Here is a 21,346-nt window from a genome sequence, read left to right as displayed (position 1 = left end):
GCTGGGAGCCGGCCTCAGCCCGGAAGGTCAGGGTGAGGTGACGCCTGTCGTCTCGACCCGCAGGGCCAGCCGGCCAGGTGGTCGGTTGAGAGTCACAGGGCTGAGGCGGCGACCGGACGACGCGAGTTCCGCGGTGCCCCGGGCACGCGTGAGCGGCCCCGCGGACGTGGGCCAGTGCCCTCGTTCCCGGGACATAGAGCTCTATGGCGTCTCGCCGGATCTGCGCGCTGATCAGCGTGACGCGACGGCAGCGGCGGACACAGAACTCGGCGTCTGCGGAGGAGAACAGATGGGGCCAAGGGCGCCGCCTGCCGACTCGACCGATGTCCCGCGGCGGCCCGAACACGGCCTGGACGTCGTGGAGCGTCGCGCCGCGGTGCAGCGGACCGGTGGCTGCTGTACGGCCGAACCGGGCCAGGGTGCGTGGAGCGGTCACCTCGCGGAGTGCCGGGCGGCCGCTGTGGCGTCCACCGAGTCGCCGGCTGCACGCGGCCGACGGCACGCCCCTGTCCAGGAGCGGGAACGTCGCCGCGCGTCCGATTCGTTCAAGCCGTCCCGGGCTGCCCGGCCCTAGCGTTGCGGCATGACTCTTCGTATCGACGTCGTCGAAATCGTGGTGTCCGACATGGCCGCCTCCCTGGCCTTCTACCGCCGGCTGGGGCTGGAGATCCCCGCCGCGGCGGACGCCGAACCGCACGTGGAGGCGGCACTGCCCGGAGGACTGCGGCTGGCGTGGGACACCGAGGAGACGGTCCTGTCCTTCGATTCCTCGTGGACGCCGCCGCGGGGTGGCCACCGGATGGCGCTGGCCTTCGCGTGCGACGGTCCGACCGAGGTGGACGCGGTCTTCGCCGACCTGACCGAGGCCGGATACACAGGGCACCTGAAACCCTTCGACGCGCCCTGGGGAATGCGGTACGCCACGGTCCTCGACCCGGACGGGAACCCGGTGGACCTCTTCGCACGGCTGTCATGACCGGTGCACGACCTGGGCTCCCGGACCCTCGCCACCCCCCGAAGCGTGCGGCCCGGTGGAGGTGTGTCCGGCGGACGGCCGGGCCGTGCACCTACAGCAGTCCACCGAGCGGGAGGCCTGCGAGGGCGCGGACGTCCCGGGCGAGATGGGCCTGGTCGGCGTAGCCGGCGCGGGCCGCGACGTCGGCGAAGGTGTGGCCCTGGCGAGCCAGGCCCAGTGCGCGCTGGAGGCGCAGGATGCGGGCGAGGGTCTTCGGGCCGTAGCCGAAGGCGTCCAGGCAGCGGCGGTGGAGCTGGCGCGCGCTGAGCCCGGCGTCCTCGGCGACCGCGGCCACGCGGGCGCCGGCCGCCAGGCTCGCGGCGATCGCCGGTCCCCACGCGTCCGCCACGTGGCGGACGCCGCGCGCCAGGAGCAGCGACTCCAGGGCGGCGCCGGGGTCGGCGGCCGCGGCGACGCGCTCGGTGAGCCGGCGCGCCTCGGCGCCGGGCCACAGCGCGTCCAGCGCCACCCGGCGGTCGCGCAGTTCGTGCGCGGGCACGCCGAGCACGTCGGGCCCGACGCCGGGGGCGAAGCGCAGCCCCGCGTAGCGCGTGCCGGGCGGGCTGCCGGACAGGTGGGCGGCGGTGTCGGGGCCCGCCGCGAAGAGCCCGGTGTCCTCGCCCCAGATCAGGTCGGTGCACCCGTCGGGCAGCACGCGGGCGGCCCTGGCGCCCGCTGTCCGCGTCCACAGCACGGCGCCGGGCACGGAGGAGCCCCTTTCCCGGTACACCGCTCCAGCATGGCACCGGCCACTGACACCGCCCGCATCCGGGCGCGGTCCGGCCCTTGCTATGACGAGGAACGGCCGTGGCCGCCCGGGGCCTTCCGCGCCCCGCCGTGCCCGGCCAGGGCCGCCGGACGGGAGCGCCTCAGTCGCGCGGCTGCTTGCCGCCGTCCTTGCCCGAGGGGCGGCGGCCGCGCAACCGGGACCGTACGTCCTCCGGTGGCAGGAAGCCCGCCCAGCGTTCGGGGAATTCGGCCGGCGCGTCCTCCGGGCCGACCTCGTCGTCCGGACCTGCGTAGAACGCGGCGCGGCGGGCGGCCGCCTCGGCGACCAGGTCTGCGGCGGCGCGTACCCTGGCCCGGGCGTTCTCCTCGCGGGCGGCCGCCGTCTCGATCGACGGCCACACCCGGTCGATGGCGGCGTTGACGGCGGCTCCCACGAGTACCGCGAAGGCCGACACGAAGATCCACAGCAGTACGGCGACGGGCGCGGCCAGCGACCCGTAGATGGTCGGGCCCTCGACGGTCTGGGTGAGGTAGATGCGGAGCACGAAGCTGCCCAGGACCCAGATCAGCAGGGCGACGGCCGCTCCCGGCATGTCCTCGTACCAGGGCGACCGCACCGGTACCGAGACGTGGTAGAGCGTGGTGAGGAACGCGATCGACAGCACGATGACGACCGGCCAGTACAGTATCCGGATCACGGCCTCGCTCCACGGCAGCAGCGACACCACCACGTCCGGCCCGATGACCATCAGCGGCATGACGACCGCGCCGATCACCAGGGCCACGACATAGAGCAGCAGGGCCAGCAGCCGCGTCTTGATGATGCCGCGCCTGCCCTCCAGCCCGTACATGATCGTGATCGTGTCCACGAAGACGTTGAGGGCGCGCGATCCGGACCACAGGGCGATGAGGAAGCCGATGGAGATCACGTCGGGCCGGCCGCCGCCGAAGACGTCGTCGACCAGGGGCCGCAGCAACTGGTCGACGCCCTTGTCGGACAGGACGGTTGCGGCGGCCGTGAGGATGTTGCCGCGGATGTTGTCGATCGTGTCCGTGCCGATGACCTCGTCGACGTAGCCGATGGCGCCGACGAGGCTCAGCAGCAGCGGCGGCAGCGAGAGCAGCACGAAGAAGGCCGCTTCGGCGGCGAGTCCGGTGACGCGGTACTCCATGCACGAGTTGACCGTGTCCTTGAGCAGCAGCCAGCCGACCTTGCGCTTGGATACGTTCCGGTAGAGGGCCTGCGCCCGGTGGAGGCGGCCTCGCCGGGGCCGCTCGGGTGTTTCGTCTGCTGCCTGCACGCGCCTACCGTAACTGCCATGAGTCCTCCCACACACACCGTGACCAACCAGGCTCCGCCCCTGGTCGGGTATGACGTGTACGCCGCCGACACCACCCTGGTGGAGGGGGTGGCACGGCATGTGGCGCCCGAGCTTCGGGAGGAGGTCCACCGGGAGCTCGGCGACATCGGCCGGGCCGCCGGTTCCTCGCAGGCGCGGGGGTGGGCGGAGGCCGCCGACGCCCACCCACCGGTGCTGCGCACCCACGACCGGTACGGGCACCGGATCGACGAGGTGGAGTTCCACCCCGCCTGGCACCGGCTGCTGGGGCGGGCCGTGTCCTCCGGACTGACCGACGCCTGGTCGCGCCCCGGCGGTCACCTGCGGCGCGCGGCGGGCTTTCTCGTGTGGTCGCAGGCCGAGGCCGGGCACGGCTGCCCGGTGTCGATGACGCACGCGGCGGTGCCGGCGCTGCGGGCCGACCCGGAGCTGGCCGCGGAGTGGGAGCCCCGGCTCGCGTCGCGGGTGTACGACCCCCGGCTCGCGGCGCCCGGGGGCAAGCCCGGGGCGCTGTTCGGCATGGGGATGACCGAGAAGCAGGGCGGCTCGGACGTGCGGGCCGCCACCACACGGGCGGAGCCGCTGGCGGAGGAGGGCACATACCTGCTCACCGGGCACAAGTGGTTCTGCTCCGCGCCGATGTCGGACGCCTTCCTCGTCCTGGCGCAGGGCCCCGGCGGGCTGACCTGCTTCCTGCTGCCGCGAGTGCTGCCGGACGGCTCGCGCAACGTCTTCCTGATCCAGCGGCTCAAGGACAAGCTGGGCAACCGCTCCAACGCCTCGGCGGAGGTGGAGTTCGACGGTACGTGGGCGCGCCGGGTCGGCGAGGAGGGGCGCGGGATCGCGACCATCATCGAGATGGTGGCGGCCACCCGGCTGGACTGCGCGACCGGTTCGGCCGCGCTGATGCGGCAGGCGGTGGCACAGGCGGTGCACCACGCCGGGCACCGCTGCGCGTTCGGCGGGCTGCTGATCGACAAGCCGCTGATGCGCAACGTCCTGGCGGATCTGGCGCTGGAGTCGGAGGCGGCCACGACGACCGTGTTGCGGCTGGCGGCCGCGTACGACACGGACGACGAGCAGGAGCGGCACCTGCGGCGGCTGGCGGTGGCGGTCGCCAAGTACTGGATCACCAAGCGCTGCCCGCCCCTGGTGGCCGAGGCCCTGGAGTGCCTGGGCGGCAACGGCTACGTCGAGGAGTCGGGGCTGCCGCGGCTGTTCCGCGAGTCGCCCCTGAACTCGGTGTGGGAGGGTTCGGGCAATGTGCAGGCCCTGGACGTGCTGCGGGTGCTGCAGCGGGAGCCGCAGGCGCTGAACGCCTTCCTCGGCGAGATCGGCCTGGCGCGCGGCGCGGACCACCGGCTGGACCGCGCGATCACCTCGCTGCTGACGGAACTGGCCGATCTGGAGGGGATCGAGGCGCGGGCGCGCCGGGTGGTCGAGCGCATGGCGCTGGTGCTGCAGGGCTCGCTGCTGGTGCGGTTCGCCCCGGCGGCGGTCGCGGACGCCTTCTGCGCCTCACGGCTCGGCGGCGACTGGGGGGCGACCTTCGGCACCCTGCCGAACGGCCTGGATCTGGCGGCGATCGTGGAGCGGGCGCGCCCGCCGGTGTGAGTTGGGGGGCGGGTGCGGCGGCGGTCCGCCCGAGGTCCCGACGGAGGGACGGGACCCGCGGGGAAACGTTCCGCCGCCGCGCCGCACGGAGGGTGGTGCCGCGCCGACTCGGCACCACCCCCGGCCTCGCCTCACCGTCGTACGGATTCAGGGCTCCGTACGAGTAGCGTGATGCGCCGTCACTGTCCGTCAACTGCAGGCATATTCGCAACCGTTGCAGACGGTTGCAAGGTATTGGCCTGATATCCCATCGCGGGGAACGGCTCGGCGGCACCATATGCAGTGGTGTGGCAGCACCGAGCCGTCGCTGTCACTGCCGGGGCGCGTACAGCGCGGCGCACACGGACGCGGGGAGCACCATGAGCCAGGTTCCGATCGACGCACGGTCGTTGTCGGTCCATTCAGCGGGGGAACCGCGCCGTTCCGCGCGGCTGCTCGCCGGCATGCGGGACGCCGCCTTGAGCGGCGGACCGGGCGGTACGGTGCCCAGGCCGATCATCCAGGACTCCTGGCGACGTGCCCTCGACCTCGGTGTCGACCCCGACAACGGCAGTCAGACCGGCGTGCTGACCGCCGACGAGATCGAGGTGCGCCGGCGCCGCACCCCGCTGGGCGACGTACTGCCGGCACTGCGCGACGGGCTGGTCTCGGTCGCCGACGAGGCCCGGCACATCATGGTGGTGACCGACCCCGAGGGGCGGGTGCTCTGGCGGGACGGCAGCCTGGCCGTGCGCAGGAGCGCGGACCGGCTCGGCTTCGCGGAGGGTGCGTCGTGGTCGGAGGAGGCCGTCGGCACCAACGCGATCGGCACCGCCCTGGTCACCGGTCGCCCCATGCAGGTGCACTCCGCCGAGCACTTCGTACGGGTGCACCACCAGTGGACGTGCGCCGCCGCCCCGCTGCACGACCCGCGCGACGGACGGCTGCTGGGCGCGGTGGACGTCAGCGGGCCCGCGGCCGCCATGCACCCCACGATGCTGTCGCTGGTGACCGCCGTGACGAGGGTCGCCGAGGCCGAACTGCGCAGCCGGCACTGGGCGGCCGTGGACCGGCTGCGCTCGGTCGCCGCCCCGCTGCTGGCCCGGATGCCGGGCCGGGCGGCGGTCGTCGACCCCAACGGCTGGACGGCGGCCGTGACCGGGATGCCGCCCGTCGAGCGGATCACGCTGCCCGCCAACCCGAGCGCCGGACGCACCTGGGTGCCCGCACTGGGCACCTGCACCCTGGAGCCCCTGCCGGGCGGCTGGCTGGTACGGGTCGGCCCGCCGGAGGAGGCGCCGGCGGCCGGGCACGTGGTGCTGGACCTCGGCCGTCCCCGTACCTGGACGGTGAGCGTCTCCGGTGCGGCCGGCGGCTGGTCGCAGGAGCTCAGCCCGCGCCACGCCGAACTCCTCTTCGTGCTCGCCCTGCACCGGGACGGCCGCAGCGCCGCGGAACTCGCCGGCGACCTGTTCGACGACCCGTCCCGCACCGTGACGGTGCGCGCCGAGATGTCCCGGTTGCGCCGCACCCTCGCCGGGGTGCTCGACCACCGCCCCTACCGCTTCGCCGACGGAGTCCACGTCGAGGTCGTACGCCCCGCCCATCCCATGGACCTCCTCCCCCACTCGACGGCCCCCGCCGTCCGCGAGGCACGCCTGCGGCAGTGACCCGGTCGGACTCCCTGTCCCGGCCACCCCGCACCCCGACCGCCCACCGCAGCGAGCCGCCGACCCGCCGACCCCCCGGGGCCGCACAATGTGGCGCATGAGCACTAGCGTCACCGTGACCACCTGGTCCCTGGAGCAGACCTCCCATGCCGACCTGCGGCCCTCCCTGGAGCCGGACCCCGCGGCCGCGGGCGTCCGCATCGCGCGGGCCGAGGTGCCGTGCCCGGAGTTCAGCCGCTTCCTGTACACCTCGGTGGGCTCGGACTGCGCCTGGACGGACCGCCTGCCGTGGTCGTACGAGCAATGGCGGTCCTTCCTGGAGCGCCCGGGCGTCGAGACCTGGGTGGCGTACGACCGGGACACCCCGGCCGGCTACATCGAGCTGGACCCGCAGGACGACGGCCAGGTCGAGATCGCGTACTTCGGGCTGCTGCCCGCCTTCCGCGGTCGGCGGATCGGCGGGCACCTGCTGTCCGTCGGGATCGCCCGCGCCTGGGACCTGGCCGAGCGCTGGCCGGACCGCGCCCCCACGAAGCGGGTGTGGGTGCACACCTGCAGCCTGGACGGTCCGCACGCGCTGGCCAATTACGAGAAGCGCGGCTTCCGCATCTTCCGCACCGAGACGGGGGAAGAGGACAGGAGGCCCGTGACGGGGCCGTGGCCAGGAGCCCGGTAGGGGCCGGCCAGGGGGGAGGGCGGGGCGTGGACGTCGTCGGGGTCGGGGCGCTCAATCTCGACCTCATCACCGGGGCGTCCGCCCTGGACGGCAGGCAGGTGCTGGCCAGGCTCGGCGCGCGGATGGGGCTGCGGCGTCCGCTGGAGAGCGGCGGCGAGCGCATGGTCGACGAGCGAGCCGTTCACGCCGGGCTGGAGTGGCTGCGCGCCCAGGGGGTGCCGCTGACGCCGGAGCCGGGCGGCTCGGCCTTCAACGCCCTCCACGCCCTGAGCCGTCTGGGGCGGGGGCTGCGACTCGGCTACGTGGGCGTCGCGGGCCGCGACCCCCTGGGGGCGTCGGGCCCGTCGGCGGTCCTCGACGGCCTCGGCATCGACCGGCGCTTGGTGGCCGGGGACCCGGACCGGCTGTGCGGGATCTGCCTGTCCGTGCACGACGCCGGGGAGCGCACGCTGCTGACCCACACCGGCGCCAACACGGGGATCGCCGCCCATGTGCGGGAGCGTTTCACGGAGATCGCCGGCTACCTGGCGGCGGCCCGGGCGGTGCACGTCACCTCCTTCCTGGATCCGGACGGCGGGGCGGCGCTGCACCGGCTGCTGGTGGAGGTGCGGCGGCGTTCACCCGGGACCCTGATCTGTTTCGACCCCGGGCACATCTGGTCGGCGGAGCCGACCGACGATGTGCTGGCCATGGCGGCGATGAGCGACTACCTGCTGGTCAACGGGCGGGAGTTCGAGCGGCTGGCCCCCGTACGGACCCGGCGGGAGGGCGCCGCCGTGGTCAAGTACCCGGACCGCGTCGAGGTCCACCGGCCCGGCTCCGTGGAGCTCTACGGGCACCGCCCGCTGCCCGACGGGCAGGTCGAGGACGCCACGGGGGCGGGCGATGTCTTCGCGGCGGGGCTGCTGGCGGCGCTGGTCGCGGACCGGTCCCTGCTCGGTGCGGGCGTGCGGCTGGGCGCCGCGCTGGCGGCCCACAAGCTGCGGCATGTGGGGACCCGCGGGCACGACGGTTTCCGGGCGATCGCGGCAGGTTTCCTGAGTCCGGGGCGTCCCGTCGGGTGACGGGCACCGCCCATATCTCGGAATGCGGGATGACAACGTCCATCATATGGATAACGGTGGACTGGTCCGAGTAACGCATGCCACGCTTTCGGCATGTCTCGCACTGGAATCGCCTTGGTAGGTCGACTGCACGTCGATCTCGGACGTATGTCCAGCGCCATCTGTCCGGCGTGCTGAGCACTCGCCGCCGTCCCCTCAAGGACTGATCCCGGCCGTCCCCGGCCCCGCGGGCGCGACGACGCGCCCCCGCTCCGCGCTGTCCGCGGCGTCTGGCGTGCCCGCTGGCCAAGGGGGCTTTTTGCGCTACCACCGCCTCTCTCCATCCTGCAGAAGGACCGCATCGCCATGGCTTCCACCCCTGACCAGCCGAAGGCCGCCGTGCCGCACCGCAAGGTGAGTCGCCACCGCGGCGAGGGCCAGTGGGCGGCCGGCCACATGACCCCGCTGAACGCCAACGAGCAGTTCAAGCGGGACGACGACGGTCTCAACGTGCGGACACGCATTGAGACGATCTACCGCTACCGCGGATTCGACGCGATCGACAGCGCCGACCTGCGCGGCCGTATGCGCTGGTGGGGCCTGTACACCCAGCGCAAGCCAGGAATCGACGGCGGCAAGACCGCGATCCTGGAGCCGGAGGAACTGGACGACAAGTTCTTCATGCTCCGGGTCCGCATCGACGGCGGCCGGCTCACCACCGGGCAGCTGCGCGTCATCGGGGAGATCTCCCAGCAGTTCGCCCGCGGGACGGCCGACATCACCGACCGGCAGAACATCCAGCTGCACTGGATCCGCATCGAGGACGTGCCCGAGATCTGGCAGCGGCTGGAGGCCGTGGGCCTGTCGACGACCGAGGCGTGCGGCGACACCCCGCGCGTCATCCTCGGCTCGCCCGTCGCCGGGATCGCCGAGGACGAGATCATCGACGGCACGTGGGCCGTGGACGAGGCGCACCGCCGCATCGTCGGGAACAAGGAGTTCTCCAATCTCCCCCGCAAGTTCAAGTCGGCGATCTCCGGTTCGCCGCTGCTGGACGTGGCCCATGAGATCAACGACGTCGCCTTCGTCGGCGTCCGCCACCCCGAGCACGGGCCGGGCTTCGACGTGTGGGTCGGCGGGGGGCTGTCCACCAACCCCAGGATCGGGGTCCGGCTGGGCGCGTGGGTGCCCCTGGAGGAGGTCCCGGACGTCTTCGAAGGCGTCATCTCGATCTTCCGCGACTACGGCTACCGGCGGCTGCGCAACCGCGCCCGGCTGAAGTTCCTGGTCGCCGACTGGGGCGCGGAGAAGTTCCGCCAGGTGCTGGAGGACGAGTACCTGGGACGCAGGCTGACCGACGGCCCCGCCCCCGACCAGCCGGTCGAGCAGTGGCGGGACCACGTGGGGGTGCACCGCCAGAAGGACGGCCGCTCCTACGTCGGTTTCGCGCCGCGCGTCGGCCGGGTCGACGGCGCCACGCTCAGCAAGATCGCGGAACTGGCGGAGGCGCACGGCTCCGGCCGGCTGCGGACCACCGTCGAGCAGAAGATGATCGTGCTGGACGTCGAGCAGGACCAGGTCGACTCCCTCGTCGCCGGCCTGGAGGCGCTCGACCTGCAGGTGCGGCCCTCCCCCTTCCGGCGCGGCACGATGGCGTGCACCGGCATCGAGTTCTGCAAGCTGGCCATCGTCGAGACCAAGGCGCGCGGGTCCCTGCTGATCGACGAACTCGAGCGCCGGCTGCCCAAGTTCGACGAGCCGATCACGATCAACGTCAACGGCTGCCCCAATGCCTGCGCCCGGATCCAGGTCGCCGACATCGGCCTCAAGGGCCAGCTGGTGCTGGACGACGAGGGCAACCAGGTGGAGGGCTTCCAGGTGCACCTGGGCGGCGCGCTGGGCCTGGAGGCCGGTTTCGGCCGCAAGGTCCGCGGCCTGAAGGTCACCGCGGACGAACTGCCGGACTATGTCGAGCGCCTTCTGCGGCGCTTCCAGGCCGAGCGCGCGGACGGCGAGCGCTTCGCGCAGTGGGTGACGCGTGCGAGCGAGGAGGCGCTGTCGTGAGCGAGCGTGCCGCACCCTTCCACTGCCCCTACTGCGGGGAGGAGGACCTGCACCCCGCGGAGCAGGGCCACGGCGCCTGGGAGTGCCGGGCGTGCAACCGCGCCTTCCAGCTGAAGTTCCTGGGTCTGCTGGCCCGGGGGCTGCGTGGCAGAACCCCCGACGGAGGCGATGCGTGAACAGCGTGCAGCGGCACACCCCGGAGGAGATGCGCGAGCTCGCCGAGCGGGCGGGCCGCGATCTCGAGGACGCACCCGCGCTCGACGTCCTGCGTTGGGCCGTCGGCACCTTCGGGTCCCGGTTCTGCGTCACCTCCTCGATGGAGGACGCGGTCGTGGCGCACCTGGCCGCACGCGTCGTGCCGGGCGTCGACGTCGTCTTCCTCGACACCGGCTACCACTTCCCGGAGACCATCGGCACCCGCGACGCCGTCGCCGCCGTCATGGACGTGCGGGTCATCACCCTGACGCCGCGTCAGAGCGTGGCCGAGCAGGACGCCGAGTACGGGCCGCGGCTGCACGACCGCGACCCCGACCTGTGCTGTGCGCTGCGCAAGGTCAAGCCGCTGGAGGAGGGTCTGACCGGCTACGACGCCTGGGCGACCGGCCTGCGGCGCGACGAGTCCCCCACCCGGGCGAACACACCGGTCGTCGGCTGGGACGCCCGGCGCGGCAAGGTGAAGGTGTCCCCCATCGCCCGCTGGACGCAGGAGGACGTGGACGCCTACGTCACCGAGCACGGCGTGCTCAGCAACCCGTTGCTGACGGACGGTTACGCCTCGGTCGGCTGCGCCCCCTGCACCCGCCGGGTGCTGGCCGGCGAGGACCCGCGGGCCGGCCGCTGGGCGGGACGGGCCAAGACCGAGTGCGGGCTGCACGGCTGATGACGGCACGGCAGGCGCGACAGACGCCGCGGGAAGCGCAGAAGGCGCAGCAGGTACCGGCAGGACAGTGGGAGCGGGCGGATCAGGCCTCCCGGGAGGAGTCGATGGGCGTGACGGGCACAGGGGCCACGGTGTGGCTCACGGGGCTGCCGAGCGCGGGCAAGACGACGATCGCCCGTGCGCTGGCCGCCGGGCTGCGCGGCGACGGGCACCGCGTGGAGGTCCTGGACGGCGACGAGATCCGTGAGTTCCTCTCCGCCGGGCTGGGCTTCAGCCGCGAGGACCGGCACACCAATGTGCAGCGGATCGGTTTCGTCGCCGAACTCCTCGCCTCCCACGGGGTCAAGGTGCTGGTCCCGGTCATCGCGCCGTACGCCGACAGCCGGGAGGCCGTCCGCAAGCGCCACGAGGCGCGGGGCACGACGTACCTGGAGGTGCATGTCGCCACCCCGGTGGAGGTCTGCTCCGTACGGGACGTGAAGGGCCTGTACGCCAAGCAGGCCGCGGGCGAGATCTCCGGCCTGACCGGTGTCGACGACCCTTATGAGGCTCCCGAGGCCCCCGACCTGCGGATCGGGACCGAGGACCACACCGTCGAGGACTCAGCGGCGCTTGTCACGGCGCTCCTGGTGGAGAGGGGACTCGCGTGAGCGACCTGCTCGCGGCCGCCGGGCCGCAGCCGACCGGCGGGCGGCGCGTCCGCCAACCGGACGGACACGGGGGCACCATAGACGTGCGTGCCCTGGGCGCGAACGAAGGGGGCACGGCGTGACCACGGTCGTCGCGGCCGGCGAGAACACCGGCAACCCCTTCGCGCTGTCCCACCTGGACGCGCTGGAGTCGGAGGCGGTGCACATCTTCCGGGAGGTGGCGGGCGAGTTCGAGCGGCCGGTGATCCTCTTCTCCGGCGGCAAGGACTCCATCGTCATGCTCCACCTGGCGCTGAAGGCCTTCGCCCCAGCGGCGGTGCCCTTCTCGCTGCTGCACGTCGACACGGGTCACAACTTCCCCGAGGTGCTGGAGTACCGGGACCGCACCGTGGCGAAGCACGCCCTGCGGCTGCACGTCGCCTCGGTGCAGGACTACATCGACGACGGACGGCTGCGCGAGCGTCCCGACGGCACCCGCAACCCGCTGCAGACCGTGCCGCTGACCGAGGCCATCCAGGAGAACCGCTTCGACGCGGTCTTCGGCGGCGGCCGCCGCGACGAGGAGAAGGCCCGCGCCAAGGAGCGGGTGTTCTCGCTGCGCGACGAGTTCTCCCAGTGGGACCCGCGCCGCCAGCGCCCCGAGCTGTGGCAGCTCTACAACGGCCGGCACGCCCCCGGTGAGCACGTGCGGGTCTTCCCGCTGTCCAACTGGACCGAGCTGGACGTCTGGCAGTACATCGCCCGCGAGGGCGTCGAGCTGCCGGGGATCTACTACGCCCACGAGCGCGCGGTGTTCCGGCGCGGCGGCATGTGGTTGACCGCGGGCGACTGGGGCGGCCCGAAGGACGGCGAGCCGGTGGAGACCCGGCTGGTCCGCTACCGCACGGTGGGCGACATGTCCTGCACCGGCGCGGTGGACTCCGACGCCGCCGACATCGAGGCCGTCATCGCCGAGATCGCCGCGTCCCGGCTCACCGAGCGAGGCGCCACCCGGGCCGACGACAAGCTCTCCGAGGCCGCGATGGAAGACCGCAAGCGCGAGGGGTACTTCTAGCCATGACCACCGGCACCGCCGCCGAGCAGCTCTCGGCCACCTCCCTGCTGCGCTTCGCCACCGCGGGCTCGGTCGACGACGGCAAGTCCACGCTGGTGGGCCGGCTGCTGCACGACTCCAAGTCGGTGCTCGCCGACCAGTTGGAGGCGGTCGCACTGGCCTCCGCCCGCCGCGGCCAGGAGGCCCCGGACCTGGCGCTGCTCACCGACGGCCTGCGCGCGGAGCGCGAGCAGGGCATCACCATCGACGTGGCGTACCGCTACTTCGCGACGCCGCGTCGGCGCTTCATCCTGGCGGACACGCCGGGGCACGTGCAGTACACGCGGAACATGGTCACCGGCGCCTCGACCGCCGAGCTGACGGTGATCCTGGTGGACGCCCGCAACGGCGTCGTGGAGCAGACCCGCCGGCACGCGGCGGTGGCCGCGCTGCTGCGGGTGCCGCACGTGGTGCTCGCGGTGAACAAGATGGACCTGGTCGACTGGTCGGAGCCGGTCTTCGCGGCCATCGCCGAGGAGTTCACCGCTTACGCGGCCTCGATCGGCGTCCCGGAGGTCACCGCGATCCCCATCTCGGCGCTGGCCGGGGACAACGTCGTGGCCCCGTCGGCCACCATGGACTGGTACGGCGGGCCGACGGTCCTCGAGCACCTGGAGACCGTGCCTGTCGGCAGCGACCCCAGCGGGCACCCCGCGCGTTTCCCCGTGCAGTACGTGATCCGCCCGCAGACCGCGGAGCACCCGGACTACCGCGGCTACGCGGGGCGGATCGCCTCGGGGGTGCTGCGCGTCGGCGACCCGGTGACGGTGCTGCCGTCCGGGCTCACGAGCACGATCAGCGGCATCGACGCGCTCGGCACCCCGGTCGACGCGGCATGGGCGCCGCAGTCGGTGACCCTGCTGCTCAGCGACGACCTGGATGTCTCGCGCGGCGACCTGATCGCGCCGTCCGACGCCGCCCCAAAGACCACGCAAGACGTCGAGGCGACCGTGTGCCACCTGCACGAGCGGCCGCTGACGGTCGGCGCGCGCGTGCTGCTGAAGCACGGCACGCGCACGGTCAAGGCGATCGTGAAGCGCCTGCCGTACCGGATCGACCTGACCCGGGGGCTGGAGCACCAGGACGAGCCGGGCGGGCTCGGCGTCAACGACATCGGCGCGGTGGTGCTGCGCACCGCCGAGCCGCTGCCGCTGGACGCGTACGCCGACTCGCGGCTCACCGGCTCCTTCCTGCTGATCGACCCGGCGGACGGCGCCACGCTGACCGCCGGCATGGCGGGCGAGGCCTTCGCCGTCCGCACCGCCACGGCCGCCGACCGCGCGGCCGCCGACGACGAGGGGTGGGATTTCTGATGGCGTTCGACGACGCCTTCGCGGGTTTCGCCAAGGAGGGCGGTCGCGTCGGCAGCGGCGCTCTGGGCAGCGGCACGGGCGGTGTCACGCGATGTGCGCGTTGACCCCGGCCGAGCACCGTACCCGCGCCGCGCACGCGGCGCCGCACCACCGACCACCAGACAGCCACCACCCCGGCGCGCCCTAGGGCGTGTTTCGAAAGTCCCGCCTGTCCCGCGACGCCCGGCACGGCACCTCGCTGCGTTGTCGAATCGTCCGAGTAGCCCACTACGAGGACGACTCTCCGCCTTGCGATGCACCGCACCAGACGCCGCGGGACCCGCCCTTCGGGCGGCCGGCGCTACTTTCGAAACACGCCCTAGCGGGCGCGAGCCGGGGCCATCGAGAGGACCGCCTCCCGTGACTGCCGATCGCATTACCGCCCCGAGAACGTCCGCCCGTCGCCGCCTCATAGCGGGCGCCGCCCTTCTGCCGCTACTGGCCCTCGCCGCGTGCGGCTACGGCTCCGAGAAGAAGGACGACACCACCAGTGCGGCCGCGAGCAGCGGCACCAGCAAGAAGCTGTCCGCCTCGACGGTGAAGATCGGCTACTTCGCGAACCTCACCCACGCCACCGCGCTGGTGGGCCTGAAGGAGGGCTTCTTCGCCGACGAGCTGGGATCGGGCACCACGATCAAGGAGTCGGTGTTCAACGCCGGCCCGGCCGAGATCGAGGCCCTCAACGCCGGTTCCATCGACATCGGCTGGATCGGCCCCTCCCCCGCGATCAACGGCTGGACGAAGTCCGGCGGCAAGAGCCTGAAGATCATCTCCGGCTCGGCCTCCGGCGGCGTGAAGCTGGTCGTCGACCCGGACAAGATCAAGACACTGAAGGACGTCAAGGGCAAGAAGATCGCCACGCCCCAGCTCGGCAACACCCAGGACGTGGCGTTCCTCAACTGGATCGCCGAGCAGGGCTGGAAGGTCGATCCCACCAGCGGCAAGGGCGACGTCTCCGTGGTCCGCACGGACAACAAGGTGACGCCCGACGCCTACAAGACCGGCTCCATCGACGGCGCGTGGGTGCCCGAACCGACCGCCTCGAAGCTGGTGGCCGAGGGCGCGAAGGTGCTCCTGGACGAGAGCGACCTGTGGCCGGACAAGAAGTTCGTCATCACCAACGTGATCGTCTCCCAGGCCTTCCTCAAGGAGCACCCGGACGTCGTCGAGGCCGTGCTGCGCGGCTCGGTGAAGACCAACGCCTGGATCAACGCCCACCCGGAGGAGGCGAAGGCCGACGCCAACGCCCAGCTGGAGAGGCTCTCCGGCAAGCCGCTGCCCGCCGATGTGATCGACCCGGCGTGGAAGAGCATCCAGGTGATCGACGACCCGCTGGCGTCCACCCTGCGGACCGAGGCCGACCACGCCGTCACCGCGGGCCTGCTGGAGAAGCCCGACCTCGAGGGGATCTACGACCTGACGCTCCTCAACAAGGTCTTGAAGGCTGACGGGAAGCCCACCGTCGACGACGCCGGTCTCGGCGGCTGACCCCCGGCAGCACCCGATGAAGCCCGCAACCCCAGCCCTCAGGAGGTGACGCCATGGCCACCGCACTCACCGACCAGCCCGCCGTGACGGCCGACACGGCCCCCCACGCCGCCCGGCTCGAGCACGTCTCGAAGTCCTTCGGCCGTCCCGGCGCGCAAACGCACGTGCTGGACGACATCAGCATCGACGTCGCCCCCGGCGAGTTCGTCTGCCTCCTGGGGGCCTCGGGCTGCGGCAAGTCCACGCTGCTCAACCTGGTCGCGGGACTCGACCGGCCGACCGCCGGGGGCATCGACACCCCCGGCGGCCGCCCGGCCCTGATGTTCCAGGACCACGCCCTGTTCCCGTGGCTCACCGCGGGCAGGAACATCGAACTCGCCCTGCGCATGCGCGGTGTGCCGCGCGCCGAGCGGCGCCCGGAGGCCGAGCGGCTGCTGGAGGTCGTCCGCCTCAAGGGCGCGTACGGCAGGAGGGTGCACGAGCTGTCCGGCGGCATGCGGCAGCGGGTCGCGCTGGCCCGGGCGCTGGCGCAGGACAGCAGGCTGCTGCTGATGGACGAGCCGTTCGCGGCGCTCGACGCCATCACCCGCGACGTCCTGCACGAGGAGCTCACCCGCATCTGGTCCGAGACCCGCCTGTCGGTGCTGTTCGTGACCCACAACGTCCGTGAGGCGGTGCGGCTCGCCGAGCGGGTCGTGCTGCTCTCCTCGCGGCCGGGACGGATCGCCCGGGAGTGGAAGGTCGACATCCCGCAGCCGCGCCGCATCGAGGACTCGGCCGTGGCCGAGCTCTCCGTGGAGATCACCGAACACCTCCGGGGGGAGATCCGCCGCCATGGCCAGCACTGAGACGAAGGCGCACGCCGCGCACGCCACCGACGCCGCGAAAACCGCGCCCTCCGGGGATCTCGCGGGGATCGGGGCCGGGCTCGACGCCCTGGAGACGCCCTCCGCCCCGCGCGTGCCGCCGGCCCGCGTGCTGCTGCAGAAGGCCGTCCCCCCGCTCGTCGCCATCGCCCTGGTGCTGGTGGTGTGGCAGCTCGCGTACCACTTCGAGGTCAAGCCGCACTACCAGCTCCCCAGTCCCGCTGACGTGGGACGGGCCCTGCAGGACAAGTGGCTCGACGGCACCCTGCTCGGCTACGTCTGGACCAGCCTGTCACGCGGCGCACTGGGCTTCGTGGCCTCCGTCGTGATCGGCACGCCGCTCGGCCTGCTCGTGGCGCGGGTAAGGGTGGTGCGGGCCGCGATCGGGCCGATCCTGTCGGGCCTGCAGTCCCTGCCGTCGGTGGCGTGGGTGCCCGCATCGATCATCTGGTTCGGGCTGTCGGACGCCACGATCTACTGCGTGGTGCTGCTGGGCGCGGTGCCCTCGATCGCCAACGGCCTCGTCGCGGGCGTCGACCAGATCCCGCCGCTGTTCCTGCGGGCCGGGCGCACCATCGGCGCGACCGGCGTCCACGCGGTGCGGCACGTGCTGCTGCCCGCCGCCCTGCCCGGTTACCTCGCCGGCCTCAAGCAGGGCTGGGCGTTCTCCTGGCGCTCCCTGATGGCCGCCGAGCTGATCGCCACCTCCCCCGACCTCGGCGTGGGCCTGGGCCAGTTGCTCGAGCAGGGACGCGAACTGTCCGACATGCCGAGCGTGCTGGCCGCGATCCTGCTCATCCTGGTCGTCGGCATCGGCATCGAACTGCTGGTCTTCGCGCCGCTGGAACGCACGGTGCTGCGCGGCCGCGGCCTGCTCGCTCGAGGCTGACCATGACCGCGCGCCACGTCCTCCTCGTCATCGCCCACGGCAGCCGCGACCCGCGGCACGCCGCGACCGTCCACGCCCTGACCGAACAGGTCCGTGCGGCCCGCCCCGGACAACGGGTGGAGACGGCCTTCCTCGACCACTGCGCCCCCGACGTGCCGCAGGTCGTGGACCGGCTGGCCGCGGAGGGCGTGCGCGACGTGGTGGCCCTTCCCCTGCTGCTGACCCGTGCCTTCCACGCCAAGTCGGACATCCCGGCGGTGCTGCGCGAGTGCGCGGCGCGGCACGCCGGGATGCGGGTGCGCCGGGCGGGCGTGCTCGGCCCCTCACCGCTGCTGCTGGGCGCCCTGGAGCGGCGGCTGCGCGAAGCCGGGCTCGGCCCCGGCGACCGCCCCTCGACCGGGATCGTCCTGGCCTCGGCGGGCTCCTCCGACCCGGAGGCGATCGCGGTGATCGAGGACATCGCGCGGGAGTGGCGGCGTACCGGTTGGCGCGACGTGCGGCCTGCCTTCGCCTCCGCATCCCTTCCCACCACCGACGAGGCGGTGCGCGCCCTGCGCGCCGAGGGGGTGCGGCACATCGCCGTCGCGCCGTACGTCCTCGCGCCGGGCTTCCTGCCCGACCGCATCGCCCGCGGCGCCCAGGCCTCCGGGGCGGACGTCCTCGCCGACGTCCTCGGCGACGCCCCCGAGGTCGCCCGGCTGCTGCTGCGCCGCTTCGACGAGGCGCTGCTGCCGCGCGTGTCGCTCGCGTCGGCCTGAGGCGGCGGCAGCCTCTCGTGGCCTCAGGGCGCGAGAGGCCGGGACAGCCGAACGACCCGTCCCACCCCGCCCCATGCCCGTCCGCCGAGCGCCGCCGGGCAGTGCGGCGCGGGCCGAGCGGAATGTCGTGTACGGCCCTCAGGCGCCGCGCAGGGCGTCCGCGAGGGGGCCGTCTCCGGTGACCTTCGCGCCGCCGTCGAGCAGGGTGCCGCCGAGGTCCTGGACGGCGCCCGCCGGCAGGGCCAGCACCGCGTCGGGACGTTCGGCGGGGCCGTCCGCGTACGACGGGGTCACACCGCCCAGTTCGATGTGGAAGGCGCCCTCGTCGAGGCGGACCTCGACCACCCCCGCGAGCGCCCCGGGCAGCGCTGCGAGATGCCGCATGAGGGGCACGGCGGCCCAGTGCGCGCGGACGGCGTCGGTGGGCCGGGGTTCCCGCAGTTCCGGCGCGCCCCACTCGGCGAGGGCGCCGAGCACCGAGAGCAGTCCGCGGCCGCGCGGGGTGAGTTCGTAGACGTACGCGGCACCGGGCGGCGCGAGGCGGCGGCGGTTGACCAGGCCGTCGCGCTCCATCTCCTTGAGCCGTGAGGCGAGGACGTCGGTGCTGACGCCGGGCAGGTCGGCGTGGAGGTCGGTGTAGCGGCGGGGGCCCGCCAGCAACTCCCTGACGATCAGGAGCGTCCAGCGCTCCCCGACGGTGTCCAGGGCCCGGGCGACGGCGCAGTACTGGTCGTAACTTCGGCGCGGCATGATCCCCAGTGTAGACAAGGAGTTGGACTTTCCAAGCACGTACTTGGTAAAACCAAGGAGAGCAGTCGCACCGAGCAGGATCGCCGGACCGGGTCGGGAGGCCGTCGCATGGAGTACAAGCAGTCGAGCAAGCTGGCCGACGTCTGCTACGAGATCCGCGGGCCGGTGATCGAGCACGCCAACGCGTTGGAGGAGGCCGGCCACAGCGTCCTTCGGCTCAACACGGGCAATCCGGCGCTCTTCGGCTTCGAGGCGCCCGAGGAGATCCTCCAGGACATCATCCGCACGCTCCCCGCCTCGCACGGCTACAGCGACTCGCGCGGCATCCTGTCCGCCCGGCGGGCGGTGGCCCAGCACTACCAGGAGCGCGGGCTCGCCGACGTCGGCGTGGACGACGTCTTCCTCGGCAACGGGGTGTCGGAACTGGTGCAGATGGCCGTCCAGGCCCTCGTCGACGACGGCGACGAGGTGCTGATCCCGGCCCCGGACTTCCCTCTGTGGACGGCCGTGACGAACCTGGCCGGCGGCAAGGCCGTTCACTACCTCTGCGACGAGCAGGCGGACTGGTTCCCCGACCTCGACGACATCGCCTCGAAGATCACCAGCCGTACGCGGGCGCTGGTCATCATCAACCCCAACAACCCGACTGGCGCGGTCTACCCGCGCGAACTCCTCGAGGGCATGCTCGACCTGGCCCGGCGCCACCACCTGGTCGTCTTCGCCGACGAGGTCTACGACAAGATCCTCTACGACGACGCCGTCCACCACACGGCGGCCCAGCTCGCCCCCGACGTGCTGTGCCTGACCTTCAGCGGGCTGTCCAAGGCCTACCGGGTGGCGGGCTTCCGCTCCGGGTGGCTGGTCGTCACCGGCCCTCGGCAGCACGCCAGGAGCTACCTCGAGGGCCTGACGATGCTGGCATCGATGCGGCTGTGCCCCAACGTCCCGGCCCAGCAGGCGATCCAGGCCGCGCTCGGCGGACGGCAGAGCATCAAGGACCTGATCCTGCCCGGGGGGCGGCTGCACGAGCAGCGTGACAAGGCATGGGAGAAGCTGAACGAGATCTTTGGCGTCAGCTGCGTCAAGCCCAAGGGCGCGCTGTACGCCTTCCCCCGGCTGGACCCGAAGGTGCACCGGATCCACGACGACGAGAAGTTCGTGCTCGACCTGCTGCTCCGGGAGAAGATCCAGGTGGTGCAGGGCACCGGCTTCAGCTGGCCGCGCCCGGACCACTTCCGCATCCTGACCCTCCCCCGGGCCGACGACCTGGACGCGGCGATCAGCCGCATCGGCCGCTTCCTCGCGGGCTACCGGCAGTGACACCTCCCGGGGGCCGGGCGCCCCGCACTGACCAGCGGCTACGGCAGGGCGGCGGAAAACCGTCGGCGCTCGTCCAGCGGGTGCTCGCCGAACCGGTGTGGACGAAGAAGCTCACCGACGAGGACCGGCGCGGCCTACCGCACTGTTCTGGCGAACGACCCGTTGGCCAATGCTGAGCCTGCGCATCGTCTCCCGGCCCAAAGGGGCCAAGGGCTTCGTCGTGTTGCCCCGCCGTTGGAAAGTCGAGCGCACGATCGGCTGGTGCATGAACGCCCGCCGCAACACACGCGACTACGAACGTCTCCCGCAGCACTCTGAAGCCCACCTGAACTGGGCACTCATCACCATGATGACCCGACGCCTCACCCGCAAAAGCCCCCGCACCGACTGGACCAAGAAGGTCGGGCCAGCAGGTTAGCCGCGCCAAGGTGGTCAGCTCACCCGGAGGATGCCCTTCAATTCGCTCAGGCTGTCGATCCGGTAACTTGCCTGGGAAAAGTCGTTGTCCTTCGTGAACTCGTTATGGACAACAGCGCAGTCGATACCGGCCGCAACCGCCGAGGTCAGTCCTCTGGCCGAGTCCTCCACCACCAGAGTCTCCTCCCTGGTTGCGCCGAAGCGCTTCAGCCCGGCCAGGTACGGTTCCGGGTGCGGCTTGGCGAGTTGGTAGTCTTCGCGAACAATGACGAAATCCATGAACTGCCTGATCTGGCGCTTCTCATGGATGATGTCGAAGTCGGCCCGTTTCGCGGTCGTCACGATGGCCATGCGGATGTGCGCCGACAGTTCGGCAAGAGTGTCGACGACGCCCTCGATCTCAATGGCCTCAGTCCTCAGGTACTCCTGGTAGTAGCCGTTGCGGGCCTCGCGAACCCGGCTGAGGGTCCGGTCTTCGATGCCGGCCGCCTTGGCTTGGGCCCATGAGCCCGATCCACGGGCCATGTCCTGAAGGTACTGATCCTTGTCCAGCGTGAAACCGGCCTCCGCCAGGGCGCGTTCCGCGGATTTGAAATACCAGAACTCGGTGTCGACCAGGACGCCGTCATGATCGGAGAGGATGTACTTCTTCACAGCCTCATTCCCTCCGGAGGCCGCAGCGGCTAGGCGTGCCGTCGCAGACCGCTCCCCGGTGGTGCTCCGCCTCAGCCCCAGTAACGACCCACGCGCCAC

Annotated in this window: 21 protein-coding genes and 1 pseudogene; 18 read left to right on the top strand and 4 right to left on the bottom strand. The window is 72.5% G+C overall.

Features of this window, described 5'->3' with window-relative positions:
• The first annotated feature begins 583 nt into the window (after positions 1-583).
• The gene (locus tag ACRWND_RS01145) at positions 584-976 is read left to right on the top strand and encodes a VOC family protein (protein WP_431944838.1); all 393 of its coding nucleotides are present in this window, start codon (positions 584-586) and stop codon (positions 974-976) included.
• Between the two features lie 91 nt (positions 977-1,067).
• On the opposite strand, the gene ACRWND_RS01140 is transcribed toward ACRWND_RS01145, so the two are convergent.
• Complete coding sequence (locus tag ACRWND_RS01140; protein WP_431944836.1) at positions 1,068-1,745, bottom strand: helix-turn-helix domain-containing protein; 678 nt, start codon at positions 1,743-1,745, stop codon at positions 1,068-1,070.
• 139 nt (positions 1,746-1,884) lie between these two features.
• A complete protein-coding gene (locus ACRWND_RS01135; RefSeq protein WP_431944834.1) occupies positions 1,885-3,045 on the bottom strand; it encodes a YihY/virulence factor BrkB family protein in 1,161 nt (386 codons plus the stop codon).
• An 18-nt stretch (positions 3,046-3,063) separates the two neighbouring features.
• Here ACRWND_RS01135 and ACRWND_RS01130 point away from each other — a divergent pair, with 18 nt between their 5' ends.
• The 15 genes from ACRWND_RS01130 (at position 3,064) to ACRWND_RS01060 (ending at position 18,106) form a co-directional block, all read left to right on the top strand.
• Entirely contained in the window at positions 3,064-4,698 is a 1,635-nt protein-coding gene (locus ACRWND_RS01130) for an acyl-CoA dehydrogenase family protein (RefSeq protein ID WP_431944832.1), read from the top strand.
• A gap of 359 nt (positions 4,699-5,057) precedes the next feature.
• Positions 5,058-6,347, top strand: coding sequence for a GAF domain-containing protein (locus ACRWND_RS01125; protein ID WP_431944830.1), 1,290 nt, complete (start codon positions 5,058-5,060; stop codon positions 6,345-6,347).
• Positions 6,348-6,444: 97 nt separating this feature from the next.
• Positions 6,445-7,023 carry a GNAT family N-acetyltransferase gene (locus ACRWND_RS01120; RefSeq protein WP_431944828.1) on the top strand — a complete coding sequence of 193 codons (579 nt, stop codon included), beginning with the start codon at positions 6,445-6,447 and terminating at the stop codon, positions 7,021-7,023.
• A 26-nt stretch (positions 7,024-7,049) separates the two neighbouring features.
• On the top strand, positions 7,050-8,087 hold the full coding sequence (locus ACRWND_RS01115; protein WP_431944826.1) for a carbohydrate kinase family protein: 1,038 nt from the start codon (positions 7,050-7,052) through the stop codon (positions 8,085-8,087).
• 93 nt (positions 8,088-8,180) lie between these two features.
• A complete protein-coding gene (locus ACRWND_RS01110; RefSeq protein WP_431945075.1) occupies positions 8,181-8,264 on the top strand; it encodes a putative leader peptide in 84 nt (27 codons plus the stop codon).
• A gap of 168 nt (positions 8,265-8,432) precedes the next feature.
• Positions 8,433-10,130: a nitrite/sulfite reductase gene (locus ACRWND_RS01105; protein ID WP_431944824.1), complete on the top strand. Its 1,698-nt coding sequence runs from the start codon at positions 8,433-8,435 to the stop codon at positions 10,128-10,130.
• Positions 10,127-10,306: a hypothetical protein gene (locus ACRWND_RS01100; RefSeq protein ID WP_431944822.1), complete on the top strand. Its 180-nt coding sequence runs from the start codon at positions 10,127-10,129 to the stop codon at positions 10,304-10,306. Before ACRWND_RS01105 ends, ACRWND_RS01100 begins: the two co-directional genes overlap by 4 nt.
• A gap of 29 nt (positions 10,307-10,335) precedes the next feature.
• On the top strand, positions 10,336-11,010 hold the full coding sequence (locus ACRWND_RS01095) for a phosphoadenylyl-sulfate reductase (RefSeq protein ID WP_431945073.1): 675 nt from the start codon (positions 10,336-10,338) through the stop codon (positions 11,008-11,010).
• 104 nt (positions 11,011-11,114) lie between these two features.
• The gene (gene cysC / locus ACRWND_RS01090) at positions 11,115-11,660 is read left to right on the top strand and encodes an adenylyl-sulfate kinase (protein ID WP_431944820.1); all 546 of its coding nucleotides are present in this window, start codon (positions 11,115-11,117) and stop codon (positions 11,658-11,660) included.
• Positions 11,661-11,778: 118 nt separating this feature from the next.
• Positions 11,779-12,714: a sulfate adenylyltransferase subunit CysD gene (cysD, locus tag ACRWND_RS01085; RefSeq protein WP_431944818.1), complete on the top strand. Its 936-nt coding sequence runs from the start codon at positions 11,779-11,781 to the stop codon at positions 12,712-12,714.
• A gap of 2 nt (positions 12,715-12,716) precedes the next feature.
• Positions 12,717-14,066, top strand: a complete 1,350-nt coding sequence (locus ACRWND_RS01080; RefSeq protein WP_431944816.1) for a sulfate adenylyltransferase subunit 1 — start codon at positions 12,717-12,719, stop codon at positions 14,064-14,066.
• 399 nt (positions 14,067-14,465) lie between these two features.
• Entirely contained in the window at positions 14,466-15,593 is a 1,128-nt protein-coding gene (locus ACRWND_RS01075) for an ABC transporter substrate-binding protein (RefSeq protein WP_431944814.1), read from the top strand.
• A gap of 53 nt (positions 15,594-15,646) precedes the next feature.
• The gene (locus ACRWND_RS01070) at positions 15,647-16,441 is read left to right on the top strand and encodes an ABC transporter ATP-binding protein (RefSeq protein ID WP_431944812.1); all 795 of its coding nucleotides are present in this window, start codon (positions 15,647-15,649) and stop codon (positions 16,439-16,441) included.
• Entirely contained in the window at positions 16,428-17,348 is a 921-nt protein-coding gene (locus ACRWND_RS01065) for an ABC transporter permease (RefSeq protein ID WP_431944810.1), read from the top strand. Before ACRWND_RS01070 ends, ACRWND_RS01065 begins: the two co-directional genes overlap by 14 nt.
• A gap of 2 nt (positions 17,349-17,350) precedes the next feature.
• On the top strand, positions 17,351-18,106 hold the full coding sequence (locus ACRWND_RS01060; protein ID WP_431944808.1) for a sirohydrochlorin chelatase: 756 nt from the start codon (positions 17,351-17,353) through the stop codon (positions 18,104-18,106).
• Positions 18,107-18,244: 138 nt separating this feature from the next.
• Here the strand turns inward: ACRWND_RS01060 and ACRWND_RS01055 are convergent, their stop codons facing one another.
• Positions 18,245-18,859, bottom strand: a complete 615-nt coding sequence (locus ACRWND_RS01055) for a winged helix-turn-helix transcriptional regulator (protein WP_431945071.1) — start codon at positions 18,857-18,859, stop codon at positions 18,245-18,247.
• Positions 18,860-18,964: 105 nt separating this feature from the next.
• Here ACRWND_RS01055 and ACRWND_RS01050 point away from each other — a divergent pair, with 105 nt between their 5' ends.
• Both ACRWND_RS01050 and ACRWND_RS01045 read left to right on the top strand, forming a co-directional pair.
• On the top strand, positions 18,965-20,176 hold the full coding sequence (locus ACRWND_RS01050) for a pyridoxal phosphate-dependent aminotransferase (RefSeq protein ID WP_431944806.1): 1,212 nt from the start codon (positions 18,965-18,967) through the stop codon (positions 20,174-20,176).
• A 172-nt stretch (positions 20,177-20,348) separates the two neighbouring features.
• A pseudogene (locus ACRWND_RS01045) lies at positions 20,349-20,594 on the top strand (transposase); the annotation flags it as partial.
• Between the two features lie 14 nt (positions 20,595-20,608).
• Here ACRWND_RS01045 and ACRWND_RS01040 read toward each other — a convergent pair.
• Positions 20,609-21,247 (bottom strand): HAD family hydrolase, encoded by a 639-nt coding sequence (locus ACRWND_RS01040; RefSeq protein ID WP_431944804.1) that lies wholly within the window; start codon positions 21,245-21,247, stop codon positions 20,609-20,611.
• Positions 21,248-21,346: the final 99 nt, after the last annotated feature.

Origin of the sequence: Actinacidiphila sp. bgisy167 (assembly GCF_965342175.1) — a bacterium.
Classification (GTDB): domain Bacteria; phylum Actinomycetota; class Actinomycetes; order Streptomycetales; family Streptomycetaceae; genus Actinacidiphila.
This window is presented reverse-complemented; position numbering and strand designations above follow the sequence as displayed.

What these genes read in the sequence shown, in the direction of transcription:
- ACRWND_RS01105 (WP_431944824.1), top strand. Translation starts at nt 8,433, where the DNA reads ATGGCTTCCACCCCTGACCAGCCGAAGGCCGCCGTGCCGCACCGCAAG.
- ACRWND_RS01050 (WP_431944806.1), top strand. Translation starts at nt 18,965, where the DNA reads ATGGAGTACAAGCAGTCGAGCAAGCTGGCCGACGTCTGCTACGAGATC.
- ACRWND_RS01095 (WP_431945073.1), top strand. Translation starts at nt 10,336, where the DNA reads ATGCGCGAGCTCGCCGAGCGGGCGGGCCGCGATCTCGAGGACGCACCC.
- ACRWND_RS01120 (WP_431944828.1), top strand. Translation starts at nt 6,445, where the DNA reads ATGAGCACTAGCGTCACCGTGACCACCTGGTCCCTGGAGCAGACCTCC.
- ACRWND_RS01070 (WP_431944812.1), top strand. Translation starts at nt 15,647, where the DNA reads ATGGCCACCGCACTCACCGACCAGCCCGCCGTGACGGCCGACACGGCC.
- ACRWND_RS01125 (WP_431944830.1), top strand. Translation starts at nt 5,058, where the DNA reads ATGAGCCAGGTTCCGATCGACGCACGGTCGTTGTCGGTCCATTCAGCG.
- ACRWND_RS01130 (WP_431944832.1), top strand. Translation starts at nt 3,064, where the DNA reads ATGAGTCCTCCCACACACACCGTGACCAACCAGGCTCCGCCCCTGGTC.
- ACRWND_RS01145 (WP_431944838.1), top strand. Translation starts at nt 584, where the DNA reads ATGACTCTTCGTATCGACGTCGTCGAAATCGTGGTGTCCGACATGGCC.
- ACRWND_RS01060 (WP_431944808.1), top strand. Translation starts at nt 17,351, where the DNA reads ATGACCGCGCGCCACGTCCTCCTCGTCATCGCCCACGGCAGCCGCGAC.
- cysC (WP_431944820.1), top strand. Translation starts at nt 11,115, where the DNA reads ATGGGCGTGACGGGCACAGGGGCCACGGTGTGGCTCACGGGGCTGCCG.
- ACRWND_RS01065 (WP_431944810.1), top strand. Translation starts at nt 16,428, where the DNA reads ATGGCCAGCACTGAGACGAAGGCGCACGCCGCGCACGCCACCGACGCC.
- ACRWND_RS01110 (WP_431945075.1), top strand. Translation starts at nt 8,181, where the DNA reads ATGTCTCGCACTGGAATCGCCTTGGTAGGTCGACTGCACGTCGATCTC.
- ACRWND_RS01080 (WP_431944816.1), top strand. Translation starts at nt 12,717, where the DNA reads ATGACCACCGGCACCGCCGCCGAGCAGCTCTCGGCCACCTCCCTGCTG.